This is a genomic window from Pseudomonas sp. PDM13, assembly GCF_025685765.1.
GTDB classification, from domain to species: domain Bacteria; phylum Pseudomonadota; class Gammaproteobacteria; order Pseudomonadales; family Pseudomonadaceae; genus Metapseudomonas; species Metapseudomonas solani.
On sequence record NZ_JAOTQU010000048.1, the window covers coordinates 1 to 23,416 of the forward strand.

The 23,416-nt window shown below is 66.7% G+C and carries 19 protein-coding genes; 14 read left to right on the top strand and 5 right to left on the bottom strand.

Annotated features, from left to right (window positions below; translation table 11 throughout):
* Positions 1-235 precede the first annotated feature (235 nt).
* From rpsF to alr, 6 genes are all read left to right on the top strand, one after another.
* Complete coding sequence (rpsF, locus tag OEJ36_RS30015; protein ID WP_021217371.1) at positions 236-655, top strand: 30S ribosomal protein S6; 420 nt, start codon at positions 236-238, stop codon at positions 653-655.
* A 28-nt stretch (positions 656-683) separates the two neighbouring features.
* Positions 684-914, top strand: coding sequence for a 30S ribosomal protein S18 (gene rpsR, locus OEJ36_RS30020; RefSeq protein WP_003452992.1), 231 nt, complete (start codon positions 684-686; stop codon positions 912-914).
* Positions 915-948: 34 nt separating this feature from the next.
* Complete coding sequence (locus OEJ36_RS30025; RefSeq protein ID WP_043242453.1) at positions 949-1,824, top strand: hypothetical protein; 876 nt, start codon at positions 949-951, stop codon at positions 1,822-1,824.
* Positions 1,825-1,843: 19 nt separating this feature from the next.
* Positions 1,844-2,290, top strand: coding sequence for a 50S ribosomal protein L9 (rplI, locus tag OEJ36_RS30030; RefSeq protein ID WP_021217373.1), 447 nt, complete (start codon positions 1,844-1,846; stop codon positions 2,288-2,290).
* 139 nt (positions 2,291-2,429) lie between these two features.
* Positions 2,430-3,824, top strand: coding sequence for a replicative DNA helicase (dnaB, locus tag OEJ36_RS30035; protein WP_021217374.1), 1,395 nt, complete (start codon positions 2,430-2,432; stop codon positions 3,822-3,824).
* 162 nt (positions 3,825-3,986) lie between these two features.
* Positions 3,987-5,063 carry an alanine racemase gene (gene alr / locus OEJ36_RS30040; protein ID WP_263404611.1) on the top strand — a complete coding sequence of 359 codons (1,077 nt, stop codon included), beginning with the start codon at positions 3,987-3,989 and terminating at the stop codon, positions 5,061-5,063.
* Positions 5,064-5,066: 3 nt separating this feature from the next.
* Here alr and OEJ36_RS30045 read toward each other — a convergent pair whose 3' ends face one another.
* On the bottom strand, positions 5,067-6,965 hold the full coding sequence (locus tag OEJ36_RS30045; RefSeq protein ID WP_411861071.1) for a diguanylate cyclase domain-containing protein: 1,899 nt from the start codon (positions 6,963-6,965) through the stop codon (positions 5,067-5,069).
* A gap of 217 nt (positions 6,966-7,182) precedes the next feature.
* On the opposite strand from OEJ36_RS30045, the gene OEJ36_RS30050 reads away from it, so the two are divergent.
* The 7 genes from OEJ36_RS30050 (at position 7,183) to OEJ36_RS30080 (ending at position 20,164) form a co-directional block, all read left to right on the top strand.
* Positions 7,183-9,462 (top strand): YgiQ family radical SAM protein, encoded by a 2,280-nt coding sequence (locus OEJ36_RS30050; protein WP_263404612.1) that lies wholly within the window; start codon positions 7,183-7,185, stop codon positions 9,460-9,462.
* A 186-nt stretch (positions 9,463-9,648) separates the two neighbouring features.
* Positions 9,649-10,890: a parallel beta-helix domain-containing protein gene (locus tag OEJ36_RS30055; protein WP_043243563.1), complete on the top strand. Its 1,242-nt coding sequence runs from the start codon at positions 9,649-9,651 to the stop codon at positions 10,888-10,890.
* Positions 10,887-12,005, top strand: coding sequence for an SO2930 family diheme c-type cytochrome (locus tag OEJ36_RS30060; RefSeq protein WP_263404613.1), 1,119 nt, complete (start codon positions 10,887-10,889; stop codon positions 12,003-12,005). The genes OEJ36_RS30055 and OEJ36_RS30060 overlap by 4 nt, the downstream gene beginning before the upstream one ends.
* Before the next feature lie 314 nt (positions 12,006-12,319).
* Positions 12,320-15,607 carry a DUF2126 domain-containing protein gene (locus OEJ36_RS30065; protein WP_263404614.1) on the top strand — a complete coding sequence of 1,096 codons (3,288 nt, stop codon included), beginning with the start codon at positions 12,320-12,322 and terminating at the stop codon, positions 15,605-15,607.
* A 90-nt stretch (positions 15,608-15,697) separates the two neighbouring features.
* Positions 15,698-18,196: a circularly permuted type 2 ATP-grasp protein gene (locus tag OEJ36_RS30070; protein ID WP_263404615.1), complete on the top strand. Its 2,499-nt coding sequence runs from the start codon at positions 15,698-15,700 to the stop codon at positions 18,194-18,196.
* On the top strand, positions 18,196-19,128 hold the full coding sequence (locus OEJ36_RS30075) for a transglutaminase family protein (protein ID WP_263404616.1): 933 nt from the start codon (positions 18,196-18,198) through the stop codon (positions 19,126-19,128). The genes OEJ36_RS30070 and OEJ36_RS30075 overlap by 1 nt, the downstream gene beginning before the upstream one ends.
* Before the next feature lie 193 nt (positions 19,129-19,321).
* Positions 19,322-20,164: a mechanosensitive ion channel family protein gene (locus tag OEJ36_RS30080; protein WP_043243570.1), complete on the top strand. Its 843-nt coding sequence runs from the start codon at positions 19,322-19,324 to the stop codon at positions 20,162-20,164.
* 215 nt (positions 20,165-20,379) lie between these two features.
* Here OEJ36_RS30080 and OEJ36_RS30085 read toward each other — a convergent pair whose 3' ends face one another.
* The 4 genes from OEJ36_RS30085 to OEJ36_RS30100 all read right to left on the bottom strand — a co-directional run bounded on the left by OEJ36_RS30085 (position 20,380) and on the right by OEJ36_RS30100 (position 22,344).
* A complete protein-coding gene (locus OEJ36_RS30085) occupies positions 20,380-20,841 on the bottom strand; it encodes an acetyltransferase (protein WP_263404617.1) in 462 nt (153 codons plus the stop codon).
* 2 nt (positions 20,842-20,843) lie between these two features.
* Positions 20,844-21,218 (bottom strand): thiol-disulfide oxidoreductase DCC family protein, encoded by a 375-nt coding sequence (locus OEJ36_RS30090; RefSeq protein WP_263404618.1) that lies wholly within the window; start codon positions 21,216-21,218, stop codon positions 20,844-20,846.
* Positions 21,219-21,228: 10 nt separating this feature from the next.
* Complete coding sequence (locus OEJ36_RS30095; protein WP_184490519.1) at positions 21,229-21,675, bottom strand: DUF3465 domain-containing protein; 447 nt, start codon at positions 21,673-21,675, stop codon at positions 21,229-21,231.
* Between the two features lie 81 nt (positions 21,676-21,756).
* Positions 21,757-22,344, bottom strand: coding sequence for a TIGR00730 family Rossman fold protein (locus OEJ36_RS30100; protein ID WP_021221633.1), 588 nt, complete (start codon positions 22,342-22,344; stop codon positions 21,757-21,759).
* Between the two features lie 368 nt (positions 22,345-22,712).
* Between OEJ36_RS30100 and azu the strand changes: the two genes are divergently transcribed.
* Positions 22,713-23,162 carry an azurin gene (azu, locus tag OEJ36_RS30105; protein ID WP_263404619.1) on the top strand — a complete coding sequence of 150 codons (450 nt, stop codon included), beginning with the start codon at positions 22,713-22,715 and terminating at the stop codon, positions 23,160-23,162.
* Positions 23,163-23,416 lie beyond the last annotated feature (254 nt).

Here is a 23,416-nt window from a genome sequence, read left to right on the forward strand (position 1 = left end):
CAGCTTGCAGCTTGCAGCTTGCAGCTTGCAGCTTGCAGCTTGCAGCTTGCAGCGCCCCCGGCGCTGTTCAAATATTCACCAGTTTTTCTTGCGCGCCCCCGGGCGCTTCTCTAGAATGGCGCCCCTTGCCGCACCGGCGGGCGCTCGCGCGCCTTCCTCGCCGGCAAGCCAAAACGAAACATTCACTCCTTGCCTGACCACATAGTTGGCAGGCTACAACCCGTAAGGAGCATTTATGCGTCATTACGAAATCATCTTCCTGGTTCACCCGGACCAGAGCGAGCAGGTTGGCGGCATGGTCGAGCGCTATACCAAGCTGATCGAAGAAGACGGTGGCAAGATTCATCGCCTGGAAGATTGGGGCCGTCGTCAACTGGCCTATGCAATCAACAACGTTCACAAGGCTCACTACGTGATGCTGAACGTCGAGTGCAGCGGCAAGGCCCTGGCCGAGCTGGAAGACAACTTCCGCTACAACGATGCCGTCCTGCGTAACCTGGTCATCCGTCGCGACGAAGCCGTTACCGGTCAGTCCGAGATGCTCAAGGCCGAGGAAAACCGCAACGAGCGCCGCGAGCGCCGTGAGCGCGTTGAAACTGACTCCGCCACCGATGGCGATGACAGCGACAACGACAGCGACAACGCTGACGAGTAATCCACGGATCTATTGAGGAGCCAAGTTCATGGCACGTTTCTTCCGTCGTCGTAAGTTCTGCCGTTTCACCGCTGAAGGCGTGAAAGAGATCGACTTCAAGGATCTCAACACCCTGAAGGCGTACATCTCCGAAACCGGCAAGATCGTTCCTAGCCGTATCACCGGTACCAAAGCCAAGTATCAGCGTCAGCTGGCTACCGCTATCAAGCGCGCCCGCTACCTGGCCCTGCTGCCCTACACCGACAGCCACGGCCGTTGAGACCGGGTAGTCGACGCTTCAAAGGATAGATCGCATGCGCGCACTGGCTGAATTCACCATGCGAGGCCGTATGCAGGCAACGCTGGCCGTGGCTGGCGCTGCACTGGTTCCGTTGTTGTTCTGGCTGAGTGCCTCCGCAGGTAGCCTGGTGCTGCTGCGGCGGGGCTTCAGTGATGCCTTCGGCATCCTGGCCTGGGCGGTACTGCCGGCTGCGTGCTGGTGGTACCTGGGTGATCCGAGCATCCTTCTGGCCCTGCTCGGGACCCTGGTGCTGGCGCAGATTCTGCGTGTCAGCGAGTCCTGGAGCCATGTGCTGATTGGCAGCGTGGCATTGGGCCTGGTGTTCGCACTGGTGCTCGGCAACGCCTACTCTGAGATGATCGGGGTGCTGGCGACCGAGGTCACCAAGGTGCTGGCCCAGGTCCGCGGCGATGCCCAGCTGTCGGGTGAGGAACTCGACAGGTTGCAGGCCGCGATGGTGCCGACCCTTACCGGGGTCATGGCGTCTTCGCTGCAGGCCACCTGCCTCCTCTGCCTGGTGCTGGCGCGCTATTGGCAAGCGGCGTTGTACAACCCGGGCGGCTTCGGTCGCGAATTCCGGAGTCTGCGCCTGAGGCCCGCGGTTGCCGTGGCCCTGCTGCTGGGATGCATTCTGATCCCGGCGCTGGATGCACGAGCCGCGTTGCTTGGGCCGCTGTGCAGCGTGCCGCTGTTGTTCGCAGGTGCTGCCCTCGGGCACGGGCTCATCGCCCTGAAGCGCCTGTCGGGTGGCTGGCTGATAGTGCTGTACCTGGCCGTGCTGCTGATCGGGAACTTGATCTGTCTTTTGGCTGTGATCGACAGCCTGTTTGATTTTCGCGGACGCCTGGCACGTAAGAACGGCGCCGGTCCCGCGAACGGTGAAGGTTAATAGTTAAGAGGATTCCCAAATGGAAATCATTCTGCTCGAAAAAATCGCCAACCTGGGCAACCTGGGCGACAAGGTGAACGTCAAGGCTGGTTACGGTCGTAACTACCTGCTGCCGCAAGGCAAGGCCACCCGCGCTACCGCCGAGAACGTTGCTGCGTTCGAAGCTCGCCGCGCTGAGCTGGAAAAACTGGCTGCCGAGAAGAAAGCTTCGGCTGAAACTCGCGCTGCCCAACTGGCTGAGCTGGAAGTGACCATCACTGCCACCGCCGGTGACGAAGGCAAGCTGTTCGGTTCCATCGGTACCCACGACATCGCTGACGCCCTGACCGCCTCCGGCGTTGAGGTTGCCAAAGCCGAAGTTCGTCTGCCGAACGGCACCATCCGTCAGGTTGGCGAGTACGACGTAGCTGTGCACCTGCACACCGACGTTGAAGCTACCGTCAAGCTGATCGTCATCGCTGCCTAAGTCAGCGCGCCTGGTCGGCGTTCGCGCCGTCCAGGCGGAGCGTGCTTGCACTCAGGTGCGAGCACGCTAACAATCGGGCACGTCATTGCGAGAGCGGTGACGTGCCCGTTGTCTTTCTACCGCATGCATTCCCGAGCCCATGAACGAAATCAGCCTTCCCGAACAGTTCGACCTGGAAACCTCCGCCCTCAAGGTGCCGCCGCACTCCATCGAGGCCGAGCAGGCAGTGCTGGGGGGCCTGATGCTCGACAACAACGCATGGGAGCGGGTACTCGACCAGGTCTCCGATAGCGACTTCTATCGCCATGACCACCGCCTGATCTTCCGCGCCATCTTCAAGCTCGCCGAGCGCAACGCGCCCTTCGACGTGGTGACCCTGTCCGAACAGCTGGACAAGGAAGGGCAGCTGTCCCAGGTCGGCGGCCTCGCCTATCTGGGCGAACTGGCGAAGAACACCCCCTCGGTGGCCAACATCAAGGCTTATGCACAGATCATTCGCGAGCGCGCCACCCTGCGCCAGCTGATCGGCATCAGCACCGAGATCGCCGACAGCGCCTACGCGCCGCAGGGGCGCACGGGCGAAGAGATTCTCGACGAAGCCGAGCGGCTGATCTTCCAGATCGCCGAGGCGCGGCCGAAGACCGGCGGCCCGGTGGGCATCAACGACATCCTGGTCAAGGCCATCGACCGCATCGACGAGCTGTTCAACAACGGCGATGCCATCACCGGCCTGTCCACCGGCTTCGACGAGCTGGACAGCCTCACCAGCGGCCTGCAGCCGGCCGACATGATCATCGTCGCCGGCCGTCCCTCCATGGGTAAGACCACCTTCGCCATGAACCTGGTGGAGAACGCGCTGATGCGCAGCGACAAGTCGATCCTCGTCTACTCGCTGGAAATGCCCTCCGAATCCATCGTCATCCGTATGCTCGCGTCCCTCGGGCGCATCGACCAGACCAAGGTCCGCGCCGGCCGCCTGGACGACGACGACTGGCCGCGCCTCACCTCCGCGGTCAACCTGCTCAACGACCGCAAGCTGTTCATCGACGACACCGCCGGCATCTCGCCGTCGGAGATGCGCGCGCGCACCCGTCGCCTGGCCCGCGAACACGGCGAGATCGGCCTGATCATGGTCGACTACCTGCAGCTGATGCAGATCCCCGGCTCCAGTGGTGACAGCCGAGTGAACGAGATCTCCGAGATCTCCCGCTCGCTCAAGGGGCTGGCCAAGGAATTCAACTGCCCGGTCATCGCCCTGTCGCAGCTCAACCGCGGCCTGGAACAGCGCCCGAACAAACGCCCGATCAACTCCGACCTTCGCGAATCCGGGGCCATCGAGCAGGACGCCGACATCATCCTCTTCGTCTACCGCGACGAGGTCTACCACCCCGAGACCGAATACAAGGGCGTGGCCGAGATCATCATCGGCAAGCAGCGTAACGGCCCCCTCGGCACCGCGCGCCTGGCCTTCCTCGGCAAATACTCGCGCTTCGAAAACCTCGCGCCGGGCAGTTACAACTTCGAAGATGAGTAAGGGCAGCTGCAAGCTATAAGCGGCAAGCGGCAAGCGGCAAGCCACAAGCTGCAAGTGAGCGGTTTCTTGCAGCTTGAAACTTGCAGCTTGCCGCTCTACATCAATGAACCACCGCTCCTTGCAGTTATCATGGGCACCCGTTTTCGTTCCTGAGCCATGCCCATGCGCCCGCTGATCGCCGCTGTCGACCTTTCCGCCATCCGCCACAACCATGCCGTCGCCAAGCGCTGTGCGCCGGAGCGCCAGGTGTTTGCGGTGGTCAAGGCCAATGCCTATGGGCATGGCGTGCGTGAAGTGGTCAGCGTGCTGCACGACGTCGCCGATGGCTACGCAGTGGCCTGCCTGGAAGAGGCGGCGGAAGTCCGCGCCATGGACGACCGCGCGCGCATCCTGTTGCTGGAAGGCTGCTTCGAGCCCCGCGAGTACCTGATCGCCGCCCAGCTCGGGCTGGATGTGGTGGTGCAGGGCGAGCGCCAGGCCGAGGCCCTGCTCGCTGCCGAGACCAGCCGCCCGCTGAATGTCTGGCTGAAGCTGGATTCCGGCATGCACCGCCTCGGTTTCGACGCCGAGGCCCTGCGCGAGTGGCACGGGCTCCTGCGTGGCGCCGGCAAGGTCGCCGAACTCAACCTGATCAGCCACTTCGCCTGCGCCGACGAGCGCGGCCACGAACTCACCGAGCAGCAGGTGGAATGCTTCCTCGGCCTGCTGGACCTGGATTTCGACCAGCGCAGCCTGGCCAACTCCGCCGCCATCCTCACCATTCCCGCCGCGCACATGGACTGGGTACGCCCCGGCATCATGCTCTACGGCGCCACGCCCTTCGCCGACCTCACCGCGCGCGAGCTGGGGCTCAAGCCGGCCATGAGCCTGACCGCCGAGTTGATCGCCGTGCGTGATGTCGCGGTGGGGGAAAGTGTCGGCTATGGCGCCACCTGGGTCGCCGAGCGCCCTTCGCGCATCGGCATCGTCAGCTGCGGTTATGCCGACGGTTACCCGCGCAATGCACCCAGCGGCACGCCGGTGGTGATTCGTGGCCAGCGCGTGCCCCTGGCGGGGAGGGTGTCGATGGACATGCTCGCGGTGGACCTCAGCGACCTGCCGGAAGCCGCCGAAGGCGATGCCGTGGAGCTGTGGGGCAAGCAGTTGCCGGTGGACGAGCTGGCGGCTGCCTGCGGCACCATCGGCTACGAGTTGCTCACCAAGGTCACCGCGCGGGTGCCGCGGCGCTACCTGAGCTAAGGCTCAGACCAGCCCGCTCGGCACCTTGAGCACGTCCAGCTCCAGGCGTGCCTCGCTGGACAGCTCGCCGTCGGCGCCGAAGATCGCGAAGCCCGAGCGGCCCTTTTCCTTGACCTTGTACATCGCCTGGTCGGCGGTCTTGTAGAGGCCGGCGAACTGCCGTGCGTGTTGCGGGTAGAGCGCGACGCCAATGCTGATGGTCACCGTCAGGCGCTGGGTGCCGTAGAGCACCGGCTCCGCCAGTTCGGCCAGCAGCCGCTCGGCGATCTCCCGGGCATGGGGCTCGGAATCCGGCCCGCAGATCAGCACCGCGAACTCGTCGCCGCCCAGCCGCGCCACGCTGTCGCCGCCGCGCACATGCTCGCGCAGGCGCTGGGCGATGGTGCGCAGCATCGCGTCACCGGCGTCGTGGCCGTACTTGTCGTTGATCGGTTTGAAGTGATCCAGGTCGATCAGCATCAGCGCCACCGTCTCGCCGCGACGGCCGGCGTTGGCCAGGGCGGTCTCGGCGCGCTCGATCAGGTAGCGGCGGTTGGGCAGGTCGGTCAGGGCGTCATGGAAGGCCGCGTGCTCCAGCTCCTGCTCGCGCTCGCACAGGCGCTGGTTGGCGGCTGCCAGCTCGGCGGTGCGGTTGGCCACGGCGGCTTGCAGCTCGTCGGCGCTGGCCTGCATCTGCGCCAGGCGCGCGGTCTTCTCGCGGTCCACCTGTTCCAGCGCGGCAGCCTTCTCCTGCTTGAGCATCTGGATGCGGTAGGCGAGGGCGAAGGAAAACAGAATCGACTCCGCCGCCACGGCGATGGGGAACATGTAGGCGGTGAAGTTGGTGGGCTGGATGATCCCCGCCGCGCGCATCACCAGCACCGCGGTGCTGACCAGCACGGTGCCGTAGCCGACCAGGTAGAAGCGCGCCGGGATGAAGCCCTGGTACCAGCGCACACCGGCGCTCACCAGCGCGGTGGGCACGGTGACGATGGGCGTGATGGCGATCAGCAGGGCACCTTCGGCGCGGTAGCCGAAGGCGTTGATGAGGATGGCGATGGCGTAGAGCACGCAGCTGACGTTGAAGGCGCGGTCGGCCCAGACCAGGCCTCGTCGGGTGTACAGCAGCTCCTGGGTGAAGCGCATGACGAAGATGCCCCAGAGCGAGGGCAGGCTGATGCGATCGAGCCAGAAGGGCACCGGCGAGCCGCCCCAGAAATACTGGAAGCCATGGCCGGTCATGCTGAGGATGAACACCAGCGCGCAGCCGGTGGCCAGCACGTACCAGAGGTAGGCCTTGTCGCGCAGGGCCACGAGGATGAACAGGTTGTAGAGGAACAGCGCCAGGATCACCCCGTAGATCAGGCCGAAGCCCATGTCCTCGGTGGCGCGCAGGTCCTGCAGGTCATCCAGTTGCCAGGCCTTGAGCGGAAAGGAGTTGCCGGCCGGGTCGTAGCTGCGGAAGTAGAAGGTCAGGGGCTCCGCGCCGAGATCCGGCAGGCGGAACACCATGCGCCGGTAGTCGAAATCACGGCCCTCGGCGAAGGGCACGCTCTCGCTGGTCTCGCGCTCGGTCCAGCCGCCCTGGCCGTCGGGCAGGTAGAGGCGCACGCGGAACACGGTGATGCCGGAGTTCTCCAGCCACCATTGGGCGGGTGAATCGGCAGCGCGGGCCAGTTGCACCTTCACCCACCAGGCGCTGCGGCTCTGCCCCACGGAGGCGCGGCCGTTCGCCGGAACGAAGCGCGATTGCACGGCCGGGTCGGCCATGTCGGCGATACCCAGGCTGCCGCTGGGGTCTTCCAGCAGCTCTATATGGGTATTCAGGGGCGTGCCACTGCTATCGGCCTGCAACAGGAAAGGGGCAGCACTGGTCTGGCCGCAAAGGCCGAATATGCCCAGCAGAAACACTGTCAGATGGATTAGGCGAAGCACCGCACGCTCCTTGTGCCCGTAACCTCTGGAGGGGCGGGCGGTATTGTTATCGGCAGGAGTATAGCCATTAGGTATCAGAGTGATGACAGCTATATGTCGCCTGGCGCAAAAGGCTGTGTAAAACCCAGCGGGGAAGTCGGATTTGTTCATTTTTTGTGCTATATTTCGCGCCCGCTTTTTCACCTGAGATCCGACGGTCCCTGCCATGCAAGCCGCCAAGCCGCTGTTCGACTATCAGAAGTACTGGGCCGAGTGTTTCGGTCCTGCACCTTTCCTGCCAATGAGCCGGGCGGAGATGGACCAACTTGGCTGGGATTCCTGCGACATCATCATCGTCACCGGTGATGCCTACGTCGATCATCCTTCGTTCGGCATGGCGATCATCGGCCGCCTGCTGGAGGCCCAGGGCTTCCGCGTCGGCATCATCGCCCAGCCCGACTGGCGCTCGAAAGACGACTTCATGAAGCTCGGCGAGCCCAACCTGTTCTTCGGCGTCGCCGCCGGCAACATGGACTCGATGATCAACCGCTACACCGCCGACAAGAAGATCCGCTCCGACGACGCCTACACCCCCGGCGGCCTGGCGGGCAAGCGCCCGGATCGCGCCAGCCTGGTGTACAGCCAGCGCTGCAAGGAGGCCTACACCCACGTGCCCATCGTGCTCGGTGGCATCGAGGCCTCGCTGCGCCGCATCGCGCACTACGACTACTGGCAGGACAAGGTCCGCCACTCGATCCTGATCGACGCCTGCGCCGACATCCTGCTCTACGGCAACGCCGAGCGCGCCGTGGTGGAGATCGCCCAGCGCATGGCCTACGGCGAGAAGATCGACTCGATCACCGACATCCGCGGCACCGCGTTCATCCGCCGCGATACGCCCGAGGGCTGGTACGAGGTCGACTCCACGCGCATCGATCGCCCGGGCAAGGTCGACAAGATCATCAACCCCTACGTCAACACCCGGGACACCGAAGCCTGCGCCATCGAGCAGGAAAAGGCCCCGGTCGAAGACCCGAACGAACCCAAGGTCGTGCAGCTGCTGGCCAGCCCGCGCATGACCCGCGAAAAGACCGTGATCCGCCTGCCGTCCTTCGAGAAGGTGCGCAACGACCCGGTGCTCTACGCCCACGCCAACCGCGTGCTGCACCTGGAAACCAACCCGGGCAACGCCCGTGCGCTGGTGCAGCGCCATGGCGAGACGGACGTGTGGTTCAACCCGCCGCCCATCCCCATGACCACCGAGGAAATGGACTACGTGTTCGGCATGCCCTACGCCCGGGTGCCGCACCCGGCCTATGGCAAGGAAAAGATCCCCGCCTACGAGATGATCCGCTTCTCGGTGAACATCATGCGTGGCTGCTTCGGCGGCTGCACTTTCTGCTCCATCACCGAGCACGAAGGCCGCATCATCCAGAACCGTTCGGAAGAGTCGATCATCCGCGAGATCGAAGAGATCCGTGACAAGGTGCCCGGCTTCACCGGCGTCATTTCCGACCTCGGCGGCCCCACCGCCAACATGTACCGCATCGCCTGCAAGAGCCCGGAAATCGAATCCGCGTGCCGCAAGCCGTCCTGCGTGTTCCCCGGCATCTGCCCGAACCTGAACACCGATCACTCCTCGCTGATCCAGCTGTACCGCAGCGCCCGCGCGTTGCCGGGGGTGAAGAAGATCCTCATCGCCTCGGGCCTGCGCTACGACCTCGCCGTCGAGTCGCCGGAATACGTCAAGGAGCTGGTCACCCACCACGTCGGTGGCTACCTGAAGATCGCCCCGGAACACACCGAGGAAGGCCCGCTCAACCAGATGATGAAGCCGGGCATCGGCAGCTATGACCGCTTCAAGCGCATGTTCGAGAAGTACTCCAAGGAGGCCGGGAAAGAGCAGTACCTGATCCCCTACTTCATCGCCGCGCACCCGGGCACCACCGACGAAGACATGATGAACCTCGCCTTGTGGCTCAAGGGCAATGGTTTCCGCGCCGACCAGGTGCAGGCCTTCTACCCCTCGCCCATGGCCAGCGCCACCGCCATGTACCACTCTGGCAAGAACCCCCTGCGCAAGGTCACCTACAAGAGCGACGGCGTGACCATCGTCAAGAGCGAGGAGCAGCGCCGCCTGCACAAGGCCTTCCTGCGCTACCACGATCCCAAGGGCTGGCCGATGCTGCGTGCCGCGCTGGAGCGCATGGGCCGCGCCGACCTGATCGGCAACGGCAAGCACCAGCTGATTCCTACCCACCAGCCGGATACCGACAGCTACCAGAGCGCCCGCCGCAAGAACTCCACCCCGGCCGGCAGCAAGAAGGTCGGCAAGGCCATGCTCACCCAGCACACCGGCCTGCCGCCCCGCGCCAGCGATGGCAGCAAGCCCTGGGACAAGCGCGAGGAAGCCAAGGCCGCAGCCCAGGCCCGTCGCCAGGCGGAGAAGGGCGGCGCCGGCAAGGGCGGCAAGAAGCCCGGCAAGCGCCCCGCCGTACCGCGCTGATCGACCTGCCCCGCGAAAACGCCAGCCTCGAGCTGGCGTTTTCATTTCCGGTCACTGTCCAAGGCCTGTGGGAACGACTTCGGTCGCCTGCAGTTCTATTCGAAATGGGCTTCGCTGAAGGGACTAGTTACAAAATGTTTTTGGCACTATAGTTCCAATCTCATAAAAACAACGACGGAGCCCGCCATGCGTATCGCCTCCCTTTCCCTTCTCGCACTGTCGGTGCTGCTGGCCGGCTGCGGCGAGCAGGACAAGACGCCCACCACCCACGTGGATTTCCAGAAAGAACTGCAGGCCAAGCTGATCAAGGCCAAGCCGGGCACCGTCATCGAAATACCCGCCGGCACCTACCAGCTCGACCGCAGCCTCAGCCTCAAGGCCAGCGGCGTCACCATCAAGGGCGCCGGGATGGACAAGACCATCCTCAACTTCAAGGGCCAGAAGGCCGGTGCCGAAGGGCTGCTGGTGGACGCCTCCGACTTCACCATCGAAGACCTCGCCCTCGAAGACACCAAGGGCGACGCGCTCAAGGTGGTGGGCGGCAAGAACATCGTCATCCGCAACGTGCGCACCGAATGGACCAACGGCCCGGCCACCGAGAACGGTGCCTACGGCATCTACCCGGTGCAGACCGAAAACACCCTGATCGAAGGCGCCGTGGCCATCGGCGCCTCCGACGCCGGCATCTACGTCGGCCAGTCGCGCAACGTCGTGGTGCGCAACAGCCGCGCCGAACGCAACGTCGCCGGCATCGAGATCGAAAACACCATCGGCGCCGACGTCTACGACAACCTCGCCACCGGCAACACCGGCGGCATCCTCGTGTTCAACATGCCCAACCTGCAGCAACCGGGGCACGGCACCCGCGTCTACCGCAACCAGGTCAAGGACAACGGCCACGACAACTTCGGCCACAAGGGCACCCCGGTGGCCAGCGTGCCGGCCGGCTCCGGCGTGGTGATCAACTCCAACGACGATGTGGAAATCTTCGACAACGACATCAGCGGCCACCGCACCGCCAACATCATCGTCAGCAGCTACTTCAGCACCGGCTACACCAACCTCTCCACCTCGGAGAACTTCGACCCCTACCCCGAGCGCATCGCCATCCACGGCAACCGCTTCGGCCCAGGCGGCGACAGCCCCGACAACCTCGAGCTCAAGGCCCTCAAGGTGGCCAAGTTCGGCCTCAGCGGGCGCCTGCCCGACATCCTCTGGGATGGCTACGTCAACCCCGCCAAGCTGGTGGACGGCAAGCTCCCGGCGGACCAGGGCATCTGCGTCGACAATGGCGAAGCCACGCTGATCAACGTCGACGGCCCCAACGGCTACAAGAACATCACCACCGACATGACCGACCACCGCTGCAAGTTGCCGGCGCTGCCGGAAATCGTCCTCGGCTCGGCCAAGGAGGCGCCCGGCGCATGAAGCGAGGCCTGCTGTTGATCGCCCTCCTGCTGCTGGCCGCTTGCGGCCGGCAGCCGGAGCCGCGGTTCATGCCCGAAGGTGACGCCTACCCCGAGAAACTCAGCGAATGGGGCATGCTGCGCCTGGCCGACGGCCACCTGCAGCCGGCGGCCGCCGTGCTGCCCTATGACCTCAACACCCCGCTGTTCACCGACTACGCCCACAAGATGCGCACCCTGTGGATGCCCGAAGGGCAGGCGGCGCAATACGGCGAAGACCACTTCGACTACCCCGTCGGCACCGTGCTGACCAAGACCTTCTACTACCCCCGCGACGAACAGGGCCGCCTGCTGAAGAACGGCCAGGACGACCGCGACCCCCGCGAAGGCCTGGCCCTGGACCGTGTGCGCCTGGTGGAAACGCGCATCCTGCTGCGGCAGAAGGACGGCTGGATGGCGCTGCCCTATGTCTGGGACGAAGCGCAGAAGGAGGCCACCCTGGAATGGGCCGGTGCCAGCTTCGACCTGGAGCTGCTGGACGAGAAGGGCCAGCGCCTCGCCGTCGACTACCAGGTGCCCGACGCCAACCAGTGCGCCGGCTGCCATGAAGAGCGCCATGGCGAAGGCGTGCGCCCCCTCGGCCCCAAGGCGCGGCACCTGAACAAGGAACTGGCCTACGCCGATGGCCTCGACAACCAGCTCGCCCATTGGCAGAAGCGCGGCTTCCTCATGGGCCTGCCCGAGGTGGCCGGCATCCCGCGCAACGCCCTGTTCGGCCAACCCCGTGACGGTGAAAGCCTGGAGCTGCAGGCGCGCAGCTACCTCGACGCCAACTGCGGCCACTGCCACAACCCCAAGGGCCCGGCGCGCACCTCCGGCCTGTTCCTCGACGCCGCCGCGCAGATGGGCATCAACTACGGCCTGTGCAAGCAGCCCGTGGCCGCCGGCAAGGGCTCCGGCGACCGTCTGGTGGACATCCACCCGGGCAAGCCCGAGGAGTCGGTCCTCACCTACCGCGTCGAAAGCACCGACCCCAGCGTGATGATGCCCGAGCTCGGTCGCTCCGCCGTCCACCGCGAAGGCCTCGACCTGCTGGAACGCTGGATCGCCGGCCTGCCCGGTGCCTGCCGCAGCTAGCGGCAGGTGGTTTGGGGCGCCGGGGCTTCTGTGGGAGCGGTTTCAACCGCGATGGGCGTGCACGGCGCTGATCGCGAATGAATTCGCTCCCACAGGGCACCATCCCCGTCATCTTCCCTGTCTATGCTCAGTCGCTGATCCGAAGGCCGTCGGCACGCGACACGAACCATTTTCGTGCGCGCCGTTCGAAGCAGTGCGGCCCGAGCCCCGTTCCAGTGCCGGCGCGGGGCGCACCCATCGACAAAACAGCACCTTGCGCGCTGGCATGAGACTTGCGCAGCAAGGCCATCGCTCAGGCTCGCAGGAGGCACGCCGTGTCGATCCACGTCGCACTGCACCACGTCACCCACTATCGCTACGACCGCGAGGTCGCCCTCGGCCCGCAGATCGTCCGCCTGCGCCCGGCGCCCCACAGCCGCACGCGCGTCCTCGGCTATTCGCTGAAGGTCGAACCGGGCAAGCACTTCATCAACTGGCAGCAGGACCCGCAAGGCAACTACCTGGCGCGCCTGGTGTTCCCGGAGAAGACCCGCGAACTCAAGGTCGAGGTGGACCTGGTGGTCGAGATGGCGGTGTTCAACCCCTTCGACTTCTTCCTCGAGCCCTATGCCGAGCAGGCGCCCTTCGCCTACACCGCCGACGAGCAACGCGAGCTGGCGCCCTACCTCAGCCGCCAGCCGGCCACGCCGCTGTTCGCCAGGTACCTCGCCGCCGTCGACCTCACGCCGCGTGCCAGCGTCGACTTCCTGGTGGCGCTCAACCAGCGCGTCTCCCGCGACATCCGCTACCTCATCCGCATGGAACCCGGCGTGCAGACGCCCGAGCAGAGCCTGGAGCTGGGCTCCGGCTCCTGCCGTGATTCCGCCTGGCTGCTGGTGCAGCTGCTGCGCCACATCGGCCTGGCCGCACGCTTCGTTTCCGGCTACCTGATCCAACTCACCGCCGACCAGAAATCCCTCGACGGCCCCAGCGGCACCGAAGTGGACTTCACCGACCTGCACGCCTGGTGCGAGGTCTACCTGCCCGGTGCCGGCTGGATCGGCCTCGACCCCACGTCCGGCCTGTTCGCCGGCGAAGGCCACGTGCCGCTGGCCTGCAGCCCCGAGCCCTCATCGGCTGCGCCCATCAGCGGTGCGGTGGAGGAGTGCGAGTGCGAGTTCAGCCACGAGATGCGCATCGAGCGCGTCTGGGAAGCGCCCCGGGTCACCCGGCCCTACAGCGACGAACAGTGGGACGCCATCCTCGACCTCGGCCGGCGCATCGACCGTGACCTGCAGGCCCGTGATGTGCGCCTGACCATGGGGGGCGAACCCACCTTCGTCTCCATCGACCACCCCGATGACCCAGAGTGGAACACCGCCGCCCTCGGCCCCAACAAGCGACGCCTGGCCGCCGAGCTGTTCCACCGCCTGCGCGGGCAATACGCCCCCAATGGCCTGGTGCACTTCGGCCAGGGCAAGTGGTACCCCGGCGAGCAACTGCCGCGCTGGTCGCTGAACTGCTTCTGGCGCCGTGACGGCGAGCCGATCTGGAACGACCCGGCGCTGTTCGCCGACGAAACCCGCAGCTACGACGCCAGCGCCGAGCTGGCCGGGCGCTTCCTCGCCCAACTGGCCGAGCGCCTGGGGCTGGCCGACGACGGCATCTTCCCGGCCTACGAAGACTGGTACTACTACCTCTGGCGCGAGCGCCGGCTGCCGACCAACGTCACCCCGGAAGACCCGCGCCTGGCCGACCCGCTGGAGCGCGAACGCCTGCGCAAGGTCTTCGAGCAGGGGCTTGGCGAAATCGTCGGCCAGGTGCTGCCCCTGGGCCGCAACAGCGAAGGCGACGGCTGGCAGACCGGGTCCTGGTTCCTGCGCGACGAACACTGCCGCCTGCTCCCCGGCGACTCGGCCATGGGCTACCGCCTGCCGCTGGACTCGCAACCCTGGGTCAGCGAGGCCGACTACCCCTATATCCACGCCGCCGACCCCGGCCAGGCCTTCCCGCCGCTGCGCCGTGCCGCCGAGATCCGCACCCAGCAGCGCCGTGCTGCCCCGAGCAAGGGCGAGCCCGCGCGTGCCCCGGAGCTGTATCAGTCGGCGGCTGATGTCACCCGCACCGCCCTGTGCGCCGAACCCCGCGACGGCCGCCTGTACCTGTTCATGCCGCCCCTGGCGGAGCTCGACAACTGGCTGGAGCTGGTGGCCGCCATCGAAGCCACCGCTCGCGAGCTGGAATGCCCGGTGCTGCTGGAAGGCTACGAGCCCCCCGGCGACCCGCGCCTGAACAACTTCCGCGTCACCCCCGACCCGGGTGTGATCGAAGTGAACATCCACCCGTCCGGCAACTGGGACGAACTGGTGGAGCGAACCGAATTCCTCTACGAGGCCGCGCGGCAGACGCGCCTGGCCAGCGAGAAGTTCATGGTGGACGGCCGCCACGTCGGCACCGGCGGCGGCAACCACTTCGTCCTCGGTGGCGCCACCCCGGGCGACTCGCCCTTCCTGCGCCGGCCCGACCTGTTGCGCAGCCTGATCAGCTACTGGCACAACCACCCCTCGCTGTCCTATCTGTTCTCCGGCCTGTTCATCGGCCCCACCTCCCAGGCACCGCGGGTGGACGAGGCGCGCAACGACGCCCTCTACGAACTGGAAGTGGCTTTCGCGCAGATGCCCGAGCCGGGCGCCGAATGCCCGCCCTGGCTGGTGGACCGCCTGCTGCGCAACCTGCTGGTGGACGTCAGCGGCAACACCCACCGTGCCGAGTTCTGCATCGACAAGCTCTACTCGCCCGACAGCGCCTCCGGCCGCCTCGGCCTGCTGGAGCTGCGCGCCTTCGAGATGCCGCCCCACGCGCGCATGAGCCTGGCCCAGCAACTGCTGCTGCGCGGCCTGGTGGCGCGTTTCTGGGAGGAACCCTACGCACCGCCGAAACTGGCGCGCTGGGGCACCGAACTGCACGACCGCTTCCTCCTCCCGCACTTCGTCCAGCAGGATTTCGACGACGTTGTGCACGAGCTCAACCAGGCCGGCTACCCGGTGCGCGGCGAGTGGTTCGCGCCGCACTTCGAATTCCGCTTCCCCAAGTACGGCGACTTCATGGTCAAGGGCATCGACCTGGAGCTCCGCCAGGCCCTGGAACCCTGGCACGTGCTGGGCGAGGAGGGCGCCGCCGGTGGCACCGTGCGCTACGTGGATTCGTCTCTGGAGCGGGTGCAGCTCAAGCTCTCCGGCCTGGCGCCGGACCGCTACGTGCTCACCTGCAATGGCGAGCCGGTACCCCTGCAGCCCACCGGCCGGGTCGGCGAATTCATCGGCGGCGTGCGCTACCGCGCCTGGCAGCCGGCCTCCTGCCTGCAGCCCACCATCGGCGTGCACGCGCCCCTGGTGTTCGACCTGGTGGACACCTGGATGCAGCGCTCCCTCGGCGGCTGCCAGTACCACGTCGCCCACCCCGGCGGGCGCAACTACGACAGCTTCCCGGTCAACGCCTATGAAGCGGAAAGCCGCCGCCTGGCGCGCTTCTTCCGCCTCGGCCACAGCCCCGGCACGCTCCAGGTGGAGCCGCCGCAACGGAACGACGAGCTGCCCATGACCCTGGACCTGCGCCGCCATTAAGCTGGGCGCCGCCGCAGCTGGCATTCGGCCGGCTGTCGGCGGTACCTTGGATTACAGTTGAGAACGGGCGCATCCATTCGCGAGTACCAGATGTCCGACCTGCTTGCCCACTACCCCCTGACCGCCACGGCCTACCACGAGCTGCTCGACGCCAACGGCGACGTGCGCCCGCACTGGCAGCGCCTGTACCGCCAGCTGCAGCGCAGCAGCGCCGCCCAGCTGCGCCAGCGCCAGGAGCTGCTGGCGCGGCAGATCCAGGAAAACGGCGTCACCTACAACGTCTACGCCGACCCCAAGGGCACCGACCGCCCCTGGGAGCTGGACCTGCTGCCCAATCTGCTCTCCGCCGAGGAGTGGCAGCCCATCGCCCATGGCGTGGCCCAGCGCGCACGCCTGCTCAACGCCGTGCTGGCAGATGTCTATGGCGAGCAGAAGCTCATCGCCGAAGGCCTGCTGCCCAGTGAGCTGGTGTTCGGCCACACCAGCTTCCTCTGGCCCTGCCAGGGCCTGCAGGCCATCGGTGGCACCTACCTGCACAGCTACGCGGTGGACCTGGCGCGCGACGCCGATGGCCACTGGCACGTGCTGGCCGACCGCACCCAGGCGCCTTCCGGTGCCGGCTATGTGCTGGAGAACCGGCAGATCGTCTCCCGTGCTTTCCCGGAGCTCTACCGCGACCTGCGCGTGCAATACCTGGCCGGCTATTTCCGTGCCCTGCAGGAAACCCTGATCCGCCAGGCCCCCAGCGACGGCGAAACACCCCTGGTGGTGCTGCTCACCCCCGGGCGCTTCAACGAAACCTACTTCGAGCACCTCTACCTGGCGCGCCAGCTGGGTTTCCCGCTGGTGGAGGGCCACGACCTGACGGTGCGCGACGCCACCCTCTACCTCAAGACCCTGGGCGGCCTGAAGCGCGTGCACGCCGTGCTGCGGCGCCTGGACGACGACTTCTGCGACCCCCTGGAGCTGCGCACCGACTCCACCCTCGGCGTGCCCGGCCTGCTGGATGCCGTGCGCCGTGGCCGCGTGCTGGTGGCCAACGCCCTGGGCAGCGGCGTGCTGGAGTCCCCCGGCCTGCTGGGCTTCCTGCCCGCCGCCAACCGCCGCCTGTTCGGCGAAGAGCTGCTGCTGCCCACCGTCGGCACCCGCTGGTGCGGCACCCCCGGTGTGCTGCAGGAAACCCTCGACGGCCTGGACCACCTGGTGATCAAGCCGGCCTTCCCCTCGCAGAGCTTCGAGCCGGTGTTCGGCCACAACCTGCCGCCCCACGCCCGGGACGCCCTGCGCAAACGCCTGCAGGCGCGCCCTCACGCCTACGTCGCCCAGCGCCAGGCGCAGCTCTCCCAGGCGCCGGTGTGGCAGGCCGAGGGCGAGCGTGGTGCCTTGCATTCTCGGGCCATCGGCATGCGCGTGTTCGCCGTGGCCACCGCCGATGGCGGCTACTGGGTGATGCCCGGCGGGCTGACCCGGGTCGCCTCCGAGGCCAATGCCGAAGTGGTCTCCATGCAGCGCGGCGGTGCCAGCAAGGACACCTGGGTGCTGGCCGATCGCCCGGTGACCGGTGAACCCCTGCGGCCGCGCACCCTTGGCGTGCGCGACCTGATCCGCCAGGACCCCTACCTGCCGTCGCGGGTGGTGGAAAACCTGTTCTGGTTCGGTCGCTACACCGAGCGCTGCGACGATGCCGCGCGGCTGCTGCGCGTGGTGCTGTCGCGCTATGTCGATGCCGATGGTGACGAGCAGGCCCGGCAGGCCGCCCTGGAGCTGGCCGAGGTCCTGGGCCAGCTGCCGGCCGGTGACGAGCCCCTGGACCGGCGCCTGCTCAACGCCCTGCTCGATGACGAGTGGCCCTTCAGCCTGCGCAGCAACCTGCGCCGCCTGCACTGGGCCGCGGCCCAGGTGCGCGGGCGCCTGTCGCGGGAGAACTGGCACGCGGTGCTGGAGCTGCAGCAGGAGGTGCAGGGCCTCGACCCGGCGCGCATGGACCTGGGCGACTCCCTGGATTTTCTCGGCCGCCTGCTGATGTCCCTGGCCGCGCTCTCCGGCTTCGCCCTCGACGACATGACCCGTGACGACGGCTGGCGTTTCCTGATGATCGGCCGGCGCATCGAGCGCGTGCGCTTCTTCGCCGACAGCATCGCCGGCTTCCTGCGCGGCGGTGTCGCCTGGGACCCGGGCGCCCTGGAGTGGCTGCTGGAGCTGGGCAACAGCACCATCACCTACCGTTCGCGCTACCTGGCCTCGCCGCAGCTGATCCCGGTGCTCGACCTGCTCCTGCTGCACGAGCAGAACCCCCACGCCCTGCGCTTCCAGCTGCAGGCCCTGGAGCGTTCCCTGGGCCGCCTGCACGAGGAATTCGGCGCACCCCAGGAGCTGGTGCTCAGCGGCCTGATCGGGCGCCTGCTGGCCTTCGACCTGGGCACCCTGGAAAACCCCTTGTTCGGCAGCGACAGCCTCGACGAGGTGCTGGAAGGGCTGGCGCAACTGCTCGGCGACATCGGCCAGATGGTCGGCCAGGTCTCGGATCGTCTCGCTTTGCGCTATTTTGCCCATGTCGACGACGTCAGCCAGCAAACGGTGTCCGCGTGATGCAACCCCGAGCCGTCTCCCTCGCCCCGCAGGGCGCGCGCTACCAGGTGTTCCACGACACCCACTACCGCTATGCCGCGCCGGTGTCGCTGGCCCAGCAACTGGTGCACCTGTGGCCCCGCGAGTGCCCCTGGCAGCTGTGCAGCGGGCAGGACCTGGAGATCAACCCGGCGCCGTCTTCCCGCAGCGACGGGCTGGACGTGTTCGGCAATCCCCTGTGCCGCCTGGCCTTCGAGCGGCCCCATGACGAACTGCAGGTCAACGCGCGGTTGCTGGTGGAAGTGCTGCCCCGTGGCCCCCACGCCCTGGACAGCTCGCCCCCCTGGGAACTGGCCCTGGCCGGCCAGGCCTTCACCGGGCGCCCCCTGGGTGCCGAGGTGCTGGAGGCCTGTCGCTACCGGGTGGAGTCGCCCTATGTGCGCATCAAGCGCCAGTTCGCCGACTTCGCCGAGGACTGCTTCCCCCTGGGCCGGCCGCTGCTGCTCTGCGCTGCCGCGCTGATGGAGAAGATCTTCACCGGCTTCGACTTCGACGCCGAGGCCACTCAGGTGGCGACCCCGCTGACCGAAGTGCTGGAACGCCGCCGCGGCGTGTGCCAGGACTTCGCCCACCTGATGCTCGCCTGCCTGCGCTCCAAGGGCCTGGCCGCCCGCTACGTCAGCGGCTACCTGCTGACCCAGCCGCCCCCCGGCCAGCCCCGGCTGATCGGCGCCGACGCCTCCCACGCCTGGGTGTCGGTGTACTGCCCGCGCAACGGCTGGGTGGATTTCGACCCCACCAACAACATCCTCCCCGATCTCGAGCACGTCACCCTGGGCTGGGGCCGCGACTTCTCCGATGTATCCCCCTTGCGCGGGGTGATCCTCGGCGGCGGCAGTCATGACCCGGAAGTGCGGGTGACGGTGATGCCGCTGTGGGAAATGGCCATCTAGGCTCCGCAAGGAGTGCCTGCGCTCGACGACTTTTTTACAAACCCTAGGGGCGCTCCGGCGCCCACGTCTGTCTCAACGCTGAAACACCCGCCCCGCTGGCGGTACCGGGGGCGGGGTATTTTGCGTGTCTGCCGTTGCGCTTGGGCCGGGCGTTGCTAGCGTCAAACGAGCCACCTGCCACGGAGCGCTCGCCATGGACGAAACAACGATAGTGACGGTCGGGACCGAGAAGGTCAGCGCCTTCATGAGCACCGTCATGCAATACGCCACCAGCTTCGGCGTGAAGATCATCGTCGCCATCCTCTTCTGGGTGCTGGGGCGCTGGCTGATCGGCTTCGCGGTGGGCCTGGTGCAGAAGTCCCTGGAGCGCCAGCGGGTCGACCCCACGGTGCTGCGCTACGTCGGCTCGTTCATCACCGTGACCCTGAACGTGCTGCTGGTGGTGGGCATCCTCGGCTACTTCGGCGTGCAGACCACCAGCCTGGCGGCACTGATCGCGGCGGTCGGCCTGGCCATCGGCATGGCCTGGTCGGGGCTGCTGGCCAACCTGGCGGCGGGCGGTTTCATCATCGTGCTGCGGCCGTTCAAGGTGGGCGACTTCATCAGTGCCGGCGGTGTCACCGGCACGGTGAAGGAGATCGGCCTGTTCGCCACCGCCATCAACACGCCGGACAACGTGATGACCCTGGTGGGCAACAACAAGATCTTCACCGACAACATCCAGAACTTCACCCACAACGCCTACCGCCGCGTCGACCTCAAGGCGCAGCTCTCCGGCGCGGCGGACCACGCGGCGGCCGTGGCCCTGCTCAAGGCGCGGGTGGCGGCCATCCCCAACGTGCTGGCCGAGCCGCCGGTGGAGGTGGAAATCCTCGAATTCAACCTGGTGGGCCCGGTGCTGGCGGTGCGCCCCTACTGCCACAACGATCACTACTGGCAGGTGTACTTCGACACCAACCGCACCATCAAGGACGCCCTCGGCGCCGACTTCCCCGCGCCCATGCCGGCGCAGACGGTGATCGTGCAGCAGGGCTAGGCCGGGCGAGTGAAGTGCTCGGCATGGAGTCTCGTTTTTGTAGGGTGGATGACGCTCTTTTCATCCACCAGCGGTGCTCCCGCCGGGCTCCGTTCGCGACGAACGCAGCAGCGTAGCCCGGGCTTCAGCCCGGGAGCGCCTGGCGGACCTGAACTCTGCACCGTTGGGCCTCGCTGCGCTCGGCGCCAACCTACGGAACGCTGCTGCTCCCGACGCTACGACCCTTTCAAACGCAGATGCAGGATGGGAAACGGCTTGCCCGAGCCGTCCAGCGCCGAGCGGCTGGCCACTTCGAAGCCCATGCGCAGGTAGAAGCCAACCGCCTGCGGGTTCTGTTCGTTCACGTCCACCGTCGTCGCACTTTCGTGGTCGATGGCGTGGAGCAGCAGGGTGCGGCCGATGCCCTTGCCGTGCTGCGCCGGGTCGACGAAGAGCATCTCCACCGTGCCCCCGGCGGTGCCGATGAAGCCCTGGATGCGCCCGTCGGCGTCGCGGCTGCAGGCCAGCTTCACCGAGTCCAGGTAGGCGTCGCGCACCAGGGGCTTGAAGAACTGGATGTCGTCTTCGACGAGAAAGTGGTGGGTGGCGCGCACGGCGGCCTCCCAGACCTCCACCAGGCGCTGGCGGTCGCTGTCGTCGATCTGTTCGAGGTGTTCGAGGTGTTCGAGGTGCTTCATGTTCACCAATGCCGCTTCGAGCGGTTCCAGAGATAGAGCAGGCGGGCGAAGGCCTTGTAGCCCAGTTGCGCCAGCCCGTGGATCAGCGGCAGGGACAGCAGGCGGGCCTTCCAGCGCTCCCTGGGGGAGTGGCGCCAGAGCACGATGAAGGCGTCCACGCCCATGCGCTTCACGCCCTGCTCGTCCACCAGGTGCAGGCGCTCGCGGACGTACTCCAGCTCCTCGCCTATTTCCTCCACCGCCTGGTTGTCGGCGTGCACGTCGGCCCATTCCACCTGGCAGGCGGTGGTCTTGTCCTTCTGCCCGTCGATACCCGCCCGGCACACCGGGCAGGCGCTGTTGTAATAGACCTTGATGCGTGCCTCGTCCTCGCTCATCACCCGCTCCCTATTGATAGGTCCTGCCGTTGTGCTTCAGCCAGCCACCCGGGTGGCGGCCGCGCGGGTCGTGGTGGGTCCAGTGGATCACCCCGCCCTTGTCGTTCCATTCGTATTCGCCGGCGAACTCGATCTCGTCGCCCTCGCGCAGGCCCTCGACCCGTGGCGCCAGGTCGATGTTGTGCGCCACCAGCAGGCTCAGGCCGTCGTCGGTGCGCATCAGGAAGCGTTGGTGGCGGCTGCCCTTGAGGTCGTCGCGCAGCACGCGGGTGACCACGGCGCGGCCTTCGACCTGCAGGTCGCTGCGGCGATCCTCATAGGCCTGGCGCAGCTGGGCGCTGGTGCTGGATGCGGTGGTGGCGGGCGCGCCGGTGAGGCCCTGGAGCAGGCCGGGATGGCGCTGTTGCACGCCATAGAGCGCAAGGCCCACAAGCAGGGCGATGAAGAGCTTCTTCATGGGGCGGGCCACGTCCGTTCGGCGGGCCGGGTCAGCCCAGGCGGCATGCTGGGGCAAGGCCGTCCAGGCTGTCCAGAGGGGTCAGTGGGTTTTGCGGTCGACCCACTTCGGCGCCACGGTGGGGCGCCAGGCTTCCAGGCGTTCCAGCAGGCTTTCCGGGGTGCCGCCGACCTGCAGCATGCCGCGGTGCTGGTCGCGCACGAAGCGCTCTTCCACCAGGTGGTCGAGGAACTCGGTGAGCTTGCCGTAGAAGCTGTTCACTTCCAGCAGGCCCAGGGGCTTGCTGTGGTAGCCGAGCTGGCCCCAGGTCCAGATCTCGAAGAGTTCTTCCAGGGTGCCGAGGCCGCCGGGCAGGGCGATGAAGGCGTCGGCCAGCTCGGCCATGCGGGCCTTGCGCGCGTGCATGCCGTCCACCACTTCCAGACGGGTCAGGCCCGTGTGGCCGATCTCGGCTTCCTTGAGGCTCTGCGGGATGATGCCGATCACCTCGCCACCGGCTGCCAGGGCGGCATCGGCCACGGTGCCCATCAGGCCGACGGCACCGCCGCCATAGACCAGGGTCAGGCCGCGCTCGGCCAGGGTACGACCGAGGTCGCTGGCGGCACGTTGGTAGATGGGGTTGGCGCCGGGGCTGGCACCGCAGAATACGCACACGGAGCGCAAGGTCATGGTCGACTCCCGAAAAAAGTCGGCAAGATTAGCGGCTCGGGCGGCGTCCCGGAAGCGGCGCGTGGACGCAGCTTCCGAACGGTAGTGGGCGCGGTGGGGCGATCAGTCGTCGCAGTTGCCACTGGCACCGGCGGCGTAGGCGGCGAGCAGGCTTTGCAGGAAGTTCATGGTGGCGCTCCTCGGTTGGGGTGCGGCCATTTTCCGCGCCGCCTGGAACCGGCGCTCTTAGATTGTCTCGATGGCCGTGATAGACCTTGCGCCGGGCATGGAATTCCTGCGGTTTGTTGACGCAGGTTATGGGAACTCGGCGCCGACTCAGGCAGTCTCCCATCTGGGCTGATCCGGCCCTACCTGCCAAGGAGACTCCAATGATTCGCAAGCTCGTCGTTGCATCCGTGCTGGCCCTGGCCAGTGCACCTCTGCTGGCTGCTGAATGTTCGGTGGACGTGGAAGGCACTGATCAGATGACCTTCAACACGAAGGAAATCAAGGTCAGCAAAAGCTGCAAGACCTTCACCGTGAACCTCAAGCACGTCGGCAAGCTGCCGAAGAACGTGATGGGCCACAACTGGGTCCTGAGCAAGACCGCTGATGCCCAGGCCATCGCCACCGAAGGCATGACCGCCGGTGTCGACAAGGACTACATCAAGGCTGACGACGCCCGCATCATCGCCCATACCAAGCTGATCGGTGGCGGCGAGACCGCGAGCACCACCATCGACGTATCCAAGCTGGCTGCTGGCGAGAGCTACGAGTTCTTCTGCTCGTTCCCCGGCCACGTCTCGATGATGAAGGGCACCCTGGCCCTGGTCGACTGACCCGACAGGCGATGACAAGAGGCCGCTCCGTGAAGCGGCCTTTTTCATGCCCGGCGAAAACCGCTCACGCCAGCACAAGGGTGGTAACTGGGTAGGATGGATGACGCTTTTATGTACTCCTCGCCGGCGAGCACCTTGCAGGGTGGGGTGGGCGTAGGGTGGGCTTCAGCCCACCGCTCTTTAAGTGTTGCTAGAAGATTTGAGCCCAGCTGATTGCCGAGTTTTGTTGGTGCTTCTGGTTTCGCCCACCCGGG

Bases quoted from the DNA above. Each gene is read 5' to 3' on its own strand.
- OEJ36_RS30075 (WP_263404616.1), top strand. From the start codon at position 18,196: ATGCAACCCCGAGCCGTCTCCCTCGCCCCGCAGGGCGCGCGCTACCAG.
- rpsR (WP_003452992.1), top strand. From the start codon at position 684: ATGGCACGTTTCTTCCGTCGTCGTAAGTTCTGCCGTTTCACCGCTGAA.
- rplI (WP_021217373.1), top strand. From the start codon at position 1,844: ATGGAAATCATTCTGCTCGAAAAAATCGCCAACCTGGGCAACCTGGGC.
- OEJ36_RS30055 (WP_043243563.1), top strand. From the start codon at position 9,649: ATGCGTATCGCCTCCCTTTCCCTTCTCGCACTGTCGGTGCTGCTGGCC.
- OEJ36_RS30025 (WP_043242453.1), top strand. From the start codon at position 949: ATGCGCGCACTGGCTGAATTCACCATGCGAGGCCGTATGCAGGCAACG.
- OEJ36_RS30080 (WP_043243570.1), top strand. From the start codon at position 19,322: ATGGACGAAACAACGATAGTGACGGTCGGGACCGAGAAGGTCAGCGCC.
- OEJ36_RS30050 (WP_263404612.1), top strand. From the start codon at position 7,183: ATGCAAGCCGCCAAGCCGCTGTTCGACTATCAGAAGTACTGGGCCGAG.
- OEJ36_RS30095 (WP_184490519.1), bottom strand. From the start codon at position 21,675: ATGAAGAAGCTCTTCATCGCCCTGCTTGTGGGCCTTGCGCTCTATGGC.
- dnaB (WP_021217374.1), top strand. From the start codon at position 2,430: ATGAACGAAATCAGCCTTCCCGAACAGTTCGACCTGGAAACCTCCGCC.
- azu (WP_263404619.1), top strand. From the start codon at position 22,713: ATGATTCGCAAGCTCGTCGTTGCATCCGTGCTGGCCCTGGCCAGTGCA.
- rpsF (WP_021217371.1), top strand. From the start codon at position 236: ATGCGTCATTACGAAATCATCTTCCTGGTTCACCCGGACCAGAGCGAG.
- OEJ36_RS30060 (WP_263404613.1), top strand. From the start codon at position 10,887: ATGAAGCGAGGCCTGCTGTTGATCGCCCTCCTGCTGCTGGCCGCTTGC.
- OEJ36_RS30100 (WP_021221633.1), bottom strand. From the start codon at position 22,344: ATGACCTTGCGCTCCGTGTGCGTATTCTGCGGTGCCAGCCCCGGCGCC.
- OEJ36_RS30085 (WP_263404617.1), bottom strand. From the start codon at position 20,841: ATGAAGCACCTCGAACACCTCGAACACCTCGAACAGATCGACGACAGC.
- alr (WP_263404611.1), top strand. From the start codon at position 3,987: ATGCGCCCGCTGATCGCCGCTGTCGACCTTTCCGCCATCCGCCACAAC.
- OEJ36_RS30070 (WP_263404615.1), top strand. From the start codon at position 15,698: ATGTCCGACCTGCTTGCCCACTACCCCCTGACCGCCACGGCCTACCAC.
- OEJ36_RS30090 (WP_263404618.1), bottom strand. From the start codon at position 21,218: ATGAGCGAGGACGAGGCACGCATCAAGGTCTATTACAACAGCGCCTGC.